At 55.7% G+C, this 10,931-nt stretch carries 22 protein-coding genes; all 22 read left to right on the top strand.

From position 1 onward, the window contains the following. The first annotated feature begins 8 nt into the window (after positions 1 to 8). Positions 9 to 320 carry a 30S ribosomal protein S10 gene (gene rpsJ, locus ACYQ1A_RS10035; protein WP_053939980.1) on the top strand — a complete coding sequence of 104 codons (312 nt, stop codon included), beginning with the start codon at positions 9 to 11 and terminating at the stop codon, positions 318 to 320. Positions 321 to 551: 231 nt separating this feature from the next. Then, positions 552 to 1,196, top strand: a complete 645-nt coding sequence (gene rplC / locus ACYQ1A_RS10030; protein ID WP_053939979.1) for a 50S ribosomal protein L3 — start codon at positions 552 to 554, stop codon at positions 1,194 to 1,196. Next, positions 1,196 to 1,816, top strand: coding sequence for a 50S ribosomal protein L4 (gene rplD / locus ACYQ1A_RS10025; RefSeq protein ID WP_053939978.1), 621 nt, complete (start codon positions 1,196 to 1,198; stop codon positions 1,814 to 1,816). Before rplC ends, rplD begins: the two co-directional genes overlap by 1 nt. Next, on the top strand, positions 1,813 to 2,118 hold the full coding sequence (gene rplW, locus ACYQ1A_RS10020; RefSeq protein WP_053939977.1) for a 50S ribosomal protein L23: 306 nt from the start codon (positions 1,813 to 1,815) through the stop codon (positions 2,116 to 2,118). Before rplD ends, rplW begins: the two co-directional genes overlap by 4 nt. A 12-nt stretch (positions 2,119 to 2,130) precedes the next feature. Continuing rightward, complete coding sequence (rplB, locus tag ACYQ1A_RS10015; RefSeq protein ID WP_053939976.1) at positions 2,131 to 2,964, top strand: 50S ribosomal protein L2; 834 nt, start codon at positions 2,131 to 2,133, stop codon at positions 2,962 to 2,964. A 6-nt stretch (positions 2,965 to 2,970) separates the two neighbouring features. Then, the gene (gene rpsS, locus ACYQ1A_RS10010; RefSeq protein ID WP_053939975.1) at positions 2,971 to 3,246 is read left to right on the top strand and encodes a 30S ribosomal protein S19; all 276 of its coding nucleotides are present in this window, start codon (positions 2,971 to 2,973) and stop codon (positions 3,244 to 3,246) included. Positions 3,247 to 3,255: 9 nt separating this feature from the next. Next, a complete protein-coding gene (gene rplV / locus ACYQ1A_RS10005; RefSeq protein WP_053939974.1) occupies positions 3,256 to 3,585 on the top strand; it encodes a 50S ribosomal protein L22 in 330 nt (109 codons plus the stop codon). Positions 3,586 to 3,594: 9 nt separating this feature from the next. Beyond that, positions 3,595 to 4,299, top strand: a complete 705-nt coding sequence (rpsC, locus tag ACYQ1A_RS10000) for a 30S ribosomal protein S3 (protein WP_053939973.1) — start codon at positions 3,595 to 3,597, stop codon at positions 4,297 to 4,299. Next, the gene (gene rplP / locus ACYQ1A_RS09995; RefSeq protein ID WP_053939972.1) at positions 4,283 to 4,699 is read left to right on the top strand and encodes a 50S ribosomal protein L16; all 417 of its coding nucleotides are present in this window, start codon (positions 4,283 to 4,285) and stop codon (positions 4,697 to 4,699) included. The genes rpsC and rplP overlap by 17 nt, the downstream gene beginning before the upstream one ends. Further along, positions 4,699 to 4,887 (top strand): 50S ribosomal protein L29, encoded by a 189-nt coding sequence (gene rpmC, locus ACYQ1A_RS09990; RefSeq protein WP_053939971.1) that lies wholly within the window; start codon positions 4,699 to 4,701, stop codon positions 4,885 to 4,887. The genes rplP and rpmC overlap by 1 nt, the downstream gene beginning before the upstream one ends. Positions 4,888 to 4,889: 2 nt before the next feature. Next, entirely contained in the window at positions 4,890 to 5,153 is a 264-nt protein-coding gene (rpsQ, locus tag ACYQ1A_RS09985) for a 30S ribosomal protein S17 (protein WP_062220658.1), read from the top strand. 226 nt (positions 5,154 to 5,379) lie between these two features. Beyond that, positions 5,380 to 5,748: a 50S ribosomal protein L14 gene (gene rplN, locus ACYQ1A_RS09980; RefSeq protein WP_053939969.1), complete on the top strand. Its 369-nt coding sequence runs from the start codon at positions 5,380 to 5,382 to the stop codon at positions 5,746 to 5,748. Between the two features lie 12 nt (positions 5,749 to 5,760). Further along, positions 5,761 to 6,081: a 50S ribosomal protein L24 gene (gene rplX / locus ACYQ1A_RS09975; protein ID WP_053939968.1), complete on the top strand. Its 321-nt coding sequence runs from the start codon at positions 5,761 to 5,763 to the stop codon at positions 6,079 to 6,081. Between the two features lie 13 nt (positions 6,082 to 6,094). Then, positions 6,095 to 6,634: a 50S ribosomal protein L5 gene (gene rplE / locus ACYQ1A_RS09970; RefSeq protein WP_053939967.1), complete on the top strand. Its 540-nt coding sequence runs from the start codon at positions 6,095 to 6,097 to the stop codon at positions 6,632 to 6,634. Between the two features lie 10 nt (positions 6,635 to 6,644). Next, positions 6,645 to 6,950: a 30S ribosomal protein S14 gene (rpsN, locus tag ACYQ1A_RS09965; protein WP_053939966.1), complete on the top strand. Its 306-nt coding sequence runs from the start codon at positions 6,645 to 6,647 to the stop codon at positions 6,948 to 6,950. 19 nt (positions 6,951 to 6,969) lie between these two features. Further along, complete coding sequence (rpsH, locus tag ACYQ1A_RS09960; RefSeq protein ID WP_053939965.1) at positions 6,970 to 7,362, top strand: 30S ribosomal protein S8; 393 nt, start codon at positions 6,970 to 6,972, stop codon at positions 7,360 to 7,362. A 12-nt stretch (positions 7,363 to 7,374) separates the two neighbouring features. Continuing rightward, the gene (rplF, locus tag ACYQ1A_RS09955) at positions 7,375 to 7,908 is read left to right on the top strand and encodes a 50S ribosomal protein L6 (protein WP_053939964.1); all 534 of its coding nucleotides are present in this window, start codon (positions 7,375 to 7,377) and stop codon (positions 7,906 to 7,908) included. Positions 7,909 to 7,921: 13 nt separating this feature from the next. Next, on the top strand, positions 7,922 to 8,275 hold the full coding sequence (gene rplR / locus ACYQ1A_RS09950; protein ID WP_053939963.1) for a 50S ribosomal protein L18: 354 nt from the start codon (positions 7,922 to 7,924) through the stop codon (positions 8,273 to 8,275). 20 nt (positions 8,276 to 8,295) lie between these two features. Further along, complete coding sequence (gene rpsE / locus ACYQ1A_RS09945; protein WP_053939962.1) at positions 8,296 to 8,811, top strand: 30S ribosomal protein S5; 516 nt, start codon at positions 8,296 to 8,298, stop codon at positions 8,809 to 8,811. Continuing rightward, a complete protein-coding gene (gene rpmD / locus ACYQ1A_RS09940) occupies positions 8,808 to 8,993 on the top strand; it encodes a 50S ribosomal protein L30 (RefSeq protein WP_053939961.1) in 186 nt (61 codons plus the stop codon). The genes rpsE and rpmD overlap by 4 nt, the downstream gene beginning before the upstream one ends. Then, a complete protein-coding gene (gene rplO, locus ACYQ1A_RS09935) occupies positions 8,994 to 9,428 on the top strand; it encodes a 50S ribosomal protein L15 (RefSeq protein ID WP_499361903.1) in 435 nt (144 codons plus the stop codon). Between the two features lie 18 nt (positions 9,429 to 9,446). Then, positions 9,447 to 10,754, top strand: a complete 1,308-nt coding sequence (gene secY, locus ACYQ1A_RS09930; protein WP_499361902.1) for a preprotein translocase subunit SecY — start codon at positions 9,447 to 9,449, stop codon at positions 10,752 to 10,754. Positions 10,755 to 10,931: the final 177 nt, after the last annotated feature.

Genomic DNA, 10,931 nt, shown 5'->3' with positions numbered 1-10,931 from the left:
GCATCCAAATGCAAAACCAGAAAATTCGTATCCGCCTGAAAGCATTCGACTACGCGCTGATCGACCGTTCCGCTCAGGAAATCGTTGATACCGCCAAGCGTACCGGTGCTGTGGTGAAGGGCCCGGTTCCGTTGCCGACGAAAATCGAACGTTTCGACGTTCTGCGTTCGCCGCACGTGAACAAGACCTCCCGCGACCAGTTCGAAATCCGTACTCATCTGCGCCTGATGGACATTGTCGATCCTACCGACAAGACCGTTGACGCCCTGATGAAACTGGATCTGCCGGCTGGCGTGGACGTAGAAATCAAGCTGCAGTAATGCAGTTGCCCCGGTCGCGGTAACGCGGCCGGGGTGGTCTGATCGGGTGTAAATCAGAAAAGACCATATAAATCAGCAGGATTTTTTGGCTTTGGCAGGCTAAGTGCTTGCAGGGGCAGGAAAATCAGTGCTAATATCGCGAGCTTGTCATCTTTTGGGTGACAAGCTTTCTTTTTTTATTAATTGGTTATTTGCCGGTCAATCGAAATCGGCCCTGAAAAGGAAATAACTATGAGCTTAGGTCTAGTCGGTCGCAAAGTCGGCATGACCCGCGTCTTCGCTGAGGATGGTGCTTCCATCCCGGTGACGGTGCTGGATCTGTCGGCCAATCGCGTCACGCAGGTCAAAACGCCCGAAACTGACGGCTACGCAGCTGTGCAAGTTTCGTTTGGCGCCAAGAAGGCTAATCGCGTTAACAAAGCGGAAGCCGGTCACTTTGCTAAAGCAGGTGTTGAAGCTGGTCTCGGTCTCGTTGAGTTCCGTGTACCCGCTGACAAAATCACCGAGCTGAAAGCAGGCGATTCGCTGTCCGTTGAGTTGTTCGCTATTGGTCAGATGGTTGATGTCACTGGCACTACCCAGGGTAAGGGTTTTGCTGGCGCGATCAAGCGTCACCATTTCAGCTCCAACCGTGCTTCCCACGGTAACTCCCGTTCGCACAACGTGCCGGGTTCCATTGGTCAAGCGCAAGATCCGGGCCGCGTGCTGCCGGGTAAGCGTATGCCGGGTCAGCTTGGTAACGTCAAGCGTACCGTGCAGAACCTGGAAGTCGTGCGTGTGGATGCCGAGCGTCAACTGCTGTTGGTGAAGGGCGCTGTCCCTGGCTCCAAGGGCAATGACGTGATCGTTCGCCCCAGTGTGAAGGCAGGTGCGTGATGGAACTGAAAGTCATTAATGCAAACGGCGAAGCGCAAGCTGCTGTCGCTGGCTCCGATACCCTGTTCGCACGTGAATTCAACGAAGCGCTGGTTCACCAGGTTGTGACCGCGTACTTCGCGAATGCACGTAGCGGTAACCGTGCTCAGAAAGATCGTGAGCAGGTTAAACACTCCACCAAGAAGCCGTTCCGTCAAAAGGGCACTGGTCGTGCTCGTGCCGGTATGACTTCGTCGCCGCTGTGGCGTGGTGGTGGTCGCATTTTCCCGAACAGCCCGGACGAGAACTTCAGCCACAAGGTTAACCGCAAGATGTACCGCGCCGGTATCGCGACCATTCTGTCGCAACTGGTTCGCGAAGAACGTCTGGTGGTGGTTGACAGCTTTACGCTGGAAGCCCCGAAGACCAAGGCTTTCGTGCAGAAGCTCGAAACCCTGAAGCTCGAAAACGCGCTGATCATCACGAAGGAACTGGACGAAAACCTGTACCTGGCTTCGCGCAACCTGAACAACGTTCTGGTGCTCGAGCCGTCGCAGGCTGATCCGGTGAGCCTCGTGCGCTTCAAGAAAGTAGTGCTGACCCGCGATGCGCTGGCTGCCTTCGAGGAGATGTTCGCATGACGCAATTTACTGAAAACCGTCTGCTGCAGGTTCTGCGCGCACCGGTGGTCTCTGAAAAGTCGACCTTCGTTGCCGAAAAGAACGAGCAAATCGTGTTCCGCGTATCCACGGATGCCACCAAGGCCGAAATCGCCGCCGCTATTGAACTGCTGTTCAAGGTGAAGGTTGAGGCTGTGCAGGTTGTAAACGTCAAGGGCAAAGTCAAGCGCTCGGGTCGTTTCACCGGTCGTCGTGCTAGCTGGAAGAAGGCTTATATCAGCCTTGTAGCCGGCCAGGAAATCGACCTCTCGGCTGCGCAATAAGGAGACTGAAAAATGGCATTGGTAAAAGTAAAACCGACGTCCCCCGGTCGCCGCGCTGTCGTCAAGGTTGTAAACCCTGATCTGCATAAAGGTGCGCCGTACGCACCGCTGCTGGAAGCGCAATCGAAGACCGCCGGCCGTAACAACCGCGGTGTGATCACGACCCGTCATAAGGGTGGTGGCCACAAGCAGCATTACCGGATTATCGATTTCAAGCGCAACAAGGACGGTATCCCGGCCAAGGTTGAACGCCTGGAATACGATCCGAACCGTACCGCCAACATCGCGCTGCTGTGCTACGCCGATGGCGAACGTCGCTACATCATCGCCCCGAAGGGCGTGCAAGCTGGTGCCGTGCTGGTGTCGGGCGCTGAAGCCCCGATCAAGGCCGGTAACGCACTGCCGATCCGCAATATTCCGGTGGGTTCCACGATCCACTGCGTTGAATTGCAACCGGGCAAGGGCGCACAGCTGGCTCGTTCGGCTGGCGTGAGTGTTCAATTGCTGGCTCGTGAAGGTGCTTACGCTCAGTTGCGTCTGCGCTCTGGCGAAATCCGCAAGGTGCACATCGACTGCCGCGCAACGCTGGGCGAAGTAGGCAACGAAGAACATAGCCTGCGCTCTTACGGTAAAGCCGGTGCCAAGCGTTGGTTGGGTATTCGCCCGACCGTACGTGGTACCGCAATGAACCCGATCGATCACCCGCACGGTGGTGGTGAGGGTCGTACTGGTGAAGGTCGTGTGCCGGTTAGCCCATGGGGCCAGCCGACCAAGGGCTACCGTACCCGTAACAACAAGCGTACCGATGGCATGATCGTTCGTCGTCGTCCTGCGAATAAGAGGTAATTGAACATGGCACGTTCTGTCAAGAAAGGCCCGTTTGTAGACCTGCACCTGATCAAGAAGATCGAGGCTGCGCGTACTTCGAACGACAAGCGCCCCATCAAGACCTGGTCGCGTCGTTCTACCGTTCTGCCGGATTTCGTCGGTCTGACGATCGCTGTGCACAACGGCAAGCAACACGTACCGGTTTACGTGAACGAAAACATGGTTGGCCACAAGTTGGGCGAGTTTGCACTCACCCGTACTTTCAAAGGTCATGCCGCCGACAAAAAAGCCAAGCGCTAAGGTGATGCCATGCAAGTATCCGCTGTACTGAGCAATGCTCGCCTCTCCGCACAAAAAGCGCGTCTTGTCGCCGATCTCGTTCGTGGCAAGCCGGTGGAGCAGGCTCTGAACATCCTGGCTTTCAGCCCGAAAAAGGGCGCAGTGCTGATCAAGAAAGTACTGGAGTCCGCGATTGCCAACGCCGAGCACAACGAAGGCGCTGACATCGATGCACTCAAAGTCGCCACGATCTATGTGGACAAAGGGCCGTCTCTGAAGCGTTTTTCCGCGCGTGCAAAAGGCCGCGGCAATCGCATCGAGAAGCAAACCTGCCACATCACGCTGACTGTTGGCGACTAAGGAGCGATTATGGGTCAGAAAATTCATCCGACGGGTTTTCGTCTCGCCGTCACCAAGAACTGGGGCTCACGCTGGTACGCTAACAGCAAGAACTTCAGCAAGATGTTGACTGAAGATATCGAAGTCCGTGAGTTCCTGAAGAAAAAACTCGCAAACGCCGCGGTTAGCCGTGTCGTGATCGAGCGTCCGGCCAAGAATGCCAAGATCACCATCCACACGGCTCGTCCGGGTGTTGTGATCGGCAAGAAGGGCGAAGACATCGAAGTATTGAAGGGCCAACTTCAGGCCATCCTGAAGGTGCCGGTTCACGTCAATATCGAAGAAGTTCGCAAGCCTGAAATTGACGCGCAAATCATCGCCGACAGCATCGCTTCGCAACTTGAAAAGCGTGTGATGTTCCGTCGTGCCATGAAGCGCGCCATGCAAAACGCCATGCGTCTGGGTGCTCAAGGCATCAAGATCATGTCGGCAGGCCGTCTGAACGGTATCGAAATCGCACGTACCGAGTGGTATCGCGAAGGCCGCGTGCCGTTGCATACCCTGCGTGCCGATATTGACTACGCGACCTCTGAAGCCAGCACCACCTACGGCATCATTGGTATCAAGGTTTGGGTTTACAAAGGTGAAATGAAGCCTGGCGAAAAGGCTGCACAAGAACCGGTAGAAACCCGCAAGCGTGAACGTAAGGGGCCTCGCAATGCTGCAGCCAACTAGACTCAAGTACCGTAAGGTCCAGAAGGGTCGTAACACCGGTATCGCTACCCGCGGTAACAGCGTTGCGTTCGGCACTTTTGGCCTGAAGTCGACCAGCCGCGGTCGTCTGACTGCTCGTCAGATCGAAGCTGCGCGTCGTGCTATCACTCGTCACATCAAGCGTGGCGGTCGCGTGTGGATCCGTGTGTTCCCGGACAAACCGATCTCGACCAAGCCCGCTGAAGTGCGGATGGGTAACGGTAAGGGCAGCCCGGAATACTGGGTCGCCGAAATTCAACCTGGCAAGGTACTGTACGAACTGGACGGCGTCGACGAGGCAATCGCTCGTGAAGCCTTCCGCCTGGCTTCGGCCAAGCTGCCGTTCGCAACGACCTTCGTCTCTCGTCAAGTGGGGCAATGATGAAAGCTGCTGAACTTCGTCAGAAATCCGAAGGCGAGCTGAAGAGCGAACTGACTGCGCTGTTGAAAGCCCAGTTCAGCCTGCGCATGCAGCACGCTACCGGCCAACTCGCAAAAAACAGCGAGATCAACCGCGTGCGCAAAGACATTGCGCGCATCCGTACCATCATGGCTGAAAAGGCGGCGTGAACATGAGCGAAGCGAAACTGAAGCGTACGCTGACCGGCCGTGTTGTCAGCGACAAAATGGACAAGACCGTAACCGTGCTCGTTGAGCATCTGGTTAAGCACCCGCTGTATGGCAAGGTGGTTCGTCGTTCCAAGAAGTACCACGCGCATGATGAAACCAACCAGTATCACGAAGGTGATCTGGTGACGATCGAAGAAGGTCGTCCGCTGTCCCGCACCAAGACCTGGGTTGTTACCGGTTCTGTGCAAAAGGGTCAGGCAGTCTAAGGTATTGCCGTTTGCCGCTGGCAAACGTAAGTGGTAGTTGCACGGGCATTGTACTTTGCGTACAATGCCCGTTTTTCCTTGTCGCAATAGTACGGGTCTTTCGGGCCTGCGCTACTGCTTGTTTTCCCCGTACGGGGTCCAAAACTGGTCGCGATTCGCTCGGTTTTGCCGGGCACTGCTTCGGTCATGCCGAAGTTTCGCGGGTTAAGTTGGAGGTTTGTTTCACATGATCCAAATGCAATCCATGCTGGAGGTTGCAGATAACACCGGTGCGCGTTCTGTTATGTGCATCAAGGTGTTGGGCGGCTCCAAGCGTCGTTATGCCTCTGTGGGCGACATCATCAAGGTCAGCATCAAAGATGCTGCCCCGCGTGGTCGTGTCAAGAAGGGTGACGTGTACAACGCCGTGGTGGTTCGCACTGCCAAGGGCGTACGTCGTTCTGATGGCTCGCTCATCAAGTTTGATGGCAATGCCGCCGTTCTCCTGAATGCAAAGCTGGAACCGATTGGTACTCGTATCTTCGGACCGGTAACGCGTGAACTCCGTACCGAGCGCTTCATGAAGATCGTTTCGCTCGCGCCCGAAGTGTTGTAAGGAGAGGCAGGTATGAACAAGATTCGCAAAGGTGACGAAGTCATCGTCATTACCGGTAAGGACAAGGGCAAGCGCGGTACCGTGCTGCGCATGATCCCCGATGAAGATCGCGTTGTGGTTGAAGGCGTCAATGTGGTGAAAAAACACCAGAAGCCGAATCCCATGCGTGGTCAGCAAGGCGGGATTGTCGAGAAAACCCTCTCTGTCCACGTTTCCAACGTCGCCATCTTCAATGCGGTTACCGGCAAAGCCGACCGTGTTGGGATCAAGGTGCTCGAAGACGGCAAGAAAGTCCGCGTCTTCAAGTCCAATGGCGAAGTGGTTAACGCTTAAGGGGCTCGCATAAATGTCTCGTCTGCAAGAGTTTTACCAAGAGAAAGTTGTACCGCAACTGGTTGAACAGTTCGGTTACAAATCCGTGATGGAAGTGCCGCGCATCGAAAAAATCACCGTGAACATGGGTGTAGGTGAAGCGGTCGCTGACAAGAAAGTAATGGAACACGCCGTTGGCGACATGGAAGCGATCACCGGTCAAAAGGCCGTCGTGACCAAAGCCAAGAAGTCCATCGCTGGTTTCAAGATTCGTGACGGTTACCCGGTTGGCTGCAAGGTTACCCTGCGTCGCGAACGTATGTACGAATTCCTGGATCGTCTGGTTTCCGTTGCGCTGCCGCGTGTACGTGACTTCCGTGGCGTGAGTGGCAAGTCCTTTGATGGCCGTGGCAACTACAACATGGGCGTTAAAGAACAGATCATCTTCCCGGAAATCGAGTACGACAAGATCGACGCTCTGCGTGGTATGAACATTACCATCACCACGACTGCGAAGACCGACGACGAAGCGCGCGCGCTGCTGGCCGCCTTCAAGTTCCCGTTCAAGAATTGAGGCGAACATCATGGCAAAACGCTCATTGATCAATCGTGAGGAAAAGCGCCGCGTTACCGTCGAGAAGTTCGCAGCCAAGCGTGCACAGCTGCTGTCGATCATCAACGATGTTAACGCCAGCGAAGAAGACCGCTTTGCAGCGCGTCTGAAGTTTCAACAACTGCCGCGTAACGCCAGCCCGTCTCGCGTGCGCAATCGTTGTTCCCTGACCGGTCGTCCGCGCGGCACGTTCCGCAAGTTCGGTCTGGCACGTAACAAACTGCGCGAGCTGGCCATGAAGGGCGAAATCCCTGGCATGGTCAAGGCAAGCTGGTAACCGGAGGCGGAGAAGAAATATGGCAATGCATGATCCTATCGCCGATATGCTGACTCGTGTTCGTAACGCTCAGCGTGCGAACAAAGCTTCGGTGACCATGCCCTCTTCCAAGCTGAAGGTGGCAATCGCTCAGGTTCTGAAAGACGAAGGCTATGTCGAGTCGTTCAGCGTCGCAGGCGAAATCAAACGTGAATTGACGATCGAGCTGAAGTACTACGCTGGCCGTCCGGTAATCGAACGCATCGACCGCGTTTCGAAGCCTGGTCTGCGTGTATACAAAGGCTCGGATGATATTCCGAAGGTAATGAACGGGCTTGGCGTGGCGATTCTGTCGACGTCCAAGGGTGTGATGACCGATCGCAAAGCGCGTGCCAACGGTGTTGGTGGCGAGCTTCTGTGTTTCGTTGCTTGATGAGGTGAACTAATGTCTCGCGTAGCAAAAAATCCGGTCGCTATCCCGTCCGGCGTAGAAGTTAAGCTCAGCGCCACTGAAATCCAGGTGAAGGGCCCGCAAGGTACCCTCACTCAGCCGCTGACCGGCAATGTGGACGTCAAGGTCGAAGACAACGCTGTTGTGTTCGCTGCCACTGGCGAAAGCAAGGATGCACGTGCCATGTCCGGTACGTTGCGTGCTCTGGTCAACAACATGGTTACCGGCGTTTCCAAGGGCTTCGAGCGCAAGCTGACCCTGGTTGGCGTGGGTTACCGTGCGCAGGCTCAGGGCGAATCCCTGAACCTGACTCTGGGTTTCTCTCACCCGGTCGTGCACAAGATGCCGGCTGGTGTGACGGTTGCTACCCCCACTCAGACCGAAATCGTTCTGAAGGGTGCTGACAAGCAAGCCGTTGGCCAGGTTGCTGCTGATATCCGCGCTTACCGCGCTCCGGAACCCTACAAGGGCAAGGGCGTGCGTTACTCGGATGAAGTGGTGACGCTCAAAGAAACCAAGAAGAAGTAATCGAGGCTGAATCATGGACAAGAACGAAACTCGACTCCGCCGTGCACGTAAAACCCGTGCCAAGATTGCGGAGCTCAAGGTGGTGCGCCTGTCGGTGCATCGTACCAACAGCCACATCTACGCCCAGATCATTGATGAAACGGGTGGCAAGGTGCTCGCGTCTGCGTCTTCGCTTGAAGCTGAAGTTCGCACCGCAGTCAAGCACGGTTCCAGCGTTGAAGCTGCTACCGCGATTGGCAAGCGCATCGCTGAGAAGGCTAAAGCTGCCGGTATCCAGAATGTGGCATTTGATCGCTCCGGCTTCAAATACCACGGCCGCGTGAAAGCGCTGGCGGATGCGGCACGCGAAGGCGGCCTCGTCTTCTAATTGAGTCTGGAGTTATATAAATGGCTAAGAACGAAGTGGAAGATCGCACGGACGGCCTTCGCGAGAAGATGGTTAGCGTTAATCGCGTAACCAAAGTCGTCAAGGGTGGTCGTATCCTCGGTTTCGCCGCACTGACCGTAGTTGGTGATGGCGATGGTGGCATCGGCATGGGCAAGGGTAAGTCCAAAGAAGTGCCGGTTGCTGTACAAAAAGGTCTGGACGAAGCGCGTCGCAAGATGTTCAAGGCGCCGCTCAAGAACGGTACCGTGCCGCATACCGTAATCGGTAAGCATGGCGCGACCACCGTCTTCATGCAGCCTGCTCCTGAAGGTACCGGTATTATCGCCGGCGGCCCGATGCGCGCAGTGTTTGAAGTAATGGGCGTGCACAACATCACCGCCAAGTGCCATGGCTCGACCAACCCGTACAACGTGGTTCGCGCCACGCTGGACGGTCTGGCCAAGCTGCACACGGCTTCGGACATTGCTGCCAAGCGCGGCTTGACCGTTGAAGATATCCTGGGGGTGGCGGAATGACTAACGCCAAAACTGTAAAGGTCAAGCTGGTTAAAAGCCTGATCGGCCGTCTGGAAAGCCACAAGGCATGCGCCCGTGGCCTTGGTCTGCGTAAGACCAACAGCGTTGCCGAAGTGATCGATACTCCGGAAAACCGCGGCATGATCAACAAGATCAGCTACCTGCTGAAGGTGGAGGGCTAAATGGAACTGAATAACCTGAAACCTGCCGCTGGCTCCAAGCACGCCAAGCGTCGCGTGGGTCGTGGTATCGGCTCCGGTCTGGGCAAAACCGCTGGTCGCGGCCACAAGGGTCAAAAGTCCCGTGCTGGTGGCTTCCACAAGGTTGGCTTTGAAGGCGGCCAAATGCCGCTGGCACGTCGTCTGCCGAAGCGTGGTTTTACCTCGCTGACCGCTGGCCGTACTGCTGAAGTCACCCTCGGCGCGCTGCAAAAACTGCCGGTCACAGAAGTTGATCTGCTGGTTCTGAAGCAAGCCGGTCTGGTGTCCCATCTGTCTCTGGGCGCCAAAGTGGTTCTGTCTGGCTCGATCGAAAAAGCTGTGACGCTGAAAGGCATCGCTGCAACCAAGGGTGCCCGCGCTGCTATTGAAGCGGCTGGCGGCAGCATCGCTGAGTAATTGCTGAGAGGCTGAAACGTGGCGAATCCCGCTCTGGCTGGTTCTGCGAGCAAGTTTGCAGATCTGAAGAAACGGATCTGGTTCATGGTAGGGGCGTTGATTGTGTACCGTATCGGTGCACACATCCCCGTACCAGGGATCAATCCGGGCGAGTTGGCTCGGTTGTTCGAGTCCTCGCAAACGGGCCTGCTGAACATGTTCAACATGTTCTCGGGTGGCGCCTTGTCGCGCTTTACCGTGTTTGCCATCGGGATCATGCCCTACATTTCGTCGTCCATTATTTTGCAGTTGGCCGCCGAAGTGTTGCCCCAGTTGAAGCAGCTGAAGAAAGAAGGTGAGGCTGGTCGTCGCAAAATTACGCAGTACACGCGTTATGCGACGGTCATCCTGGCCTCCCTGCAAAGCTTTGGTATTGCTTCAATGCTGTACAAGCAGCCGAATCTGGTTGTCCTGCCGTATGCGCAATTCGTGTTTGTGGCCGTGGTTACCCTGGTCACTGGCACGATGTTCCTCATGTGGCTGGGTGAGCAGATCACGGAGCGGGGCTTGGGTAATGGTATTTCGATCCTGATCTGTGCAGGTATTGCGGCGGGCGTGCCCTCTGCAATTGGCAAGACGCTGACGCTGGCTAGCCAGGGTCTGCCGGTATTGCTGGTACTGGGTCTGTTTGTGGGTGTGATTCTGCTGACGGCAGCGGTTGTGTTTGTAGAGCGCGGGCAACGTAAAGTGCCGGTGAACTACGCCAAGCGCCAGGTCGGTAACCGCATCATGCAAGCGCAAAGTACGCATTTGCCGCTCAAGATCAATATGGCTGGTGTGATCCCGCCGATTTTTGCTTCGTCGATCATTCTGTTTCCGGCTACGGTTCTGTCGTGGACGGGTAACAATGCGCGATTCTCGTGGCTCAAATCGATCGGTGACATGCTGCACCCGGGTCAGCCGCTGTATGTAATCCTGTATGCTGCTGCGATCATCTTTTTCTGCTACTTCTACACGGCGCTGGTTTTCAATCCCAAGGAAACCGCGGATAACCTGAAGAAGAGCGGTGCGATGATCCCGGGCTATCGCCCCGGCGAACATACTGCGCGTTACATCGAGAAGCTGATTCTCAAGTTAACCTTGATCGGTGCGATTTATATCACCGTCATCTGCCTGATCCCCGAGTTCCTGATTCTGAAGTGGAACGTACCGTTCTACTTTGGTGGTACCTCGTTGTTGATTCTGGTGGTCGTGACGATGGACTTCATGGCACAAATGCAGTCCTACGTGATGTCGCATCAATATGAAAGCCTGCTCAAGAAAGCCAATTTCAAGGGCGCGGCCTGAGTACTTACCTGATTAACACGGCGGTGGTGACGCAAGTTGCCGCCGCTTGTGCAGGTCGAGATCATTGAGAAGTTGTCGCTTTGGCATGCTTCAAAATCACTCGAAATCGGACATGTGGAGCTTGATGAATGACTGGCCGGCTCAGCCGGAAAGTGATTCGCCAGGCACTGCATCGTG

Source organism: Silvimonas sp. JCM 19000, from assembly GCF_054652575.1.
Note: the sequence above shows the minus strand (reverse complement) of the source record. Positions and strands in the feature narration are given on the sequence as shown.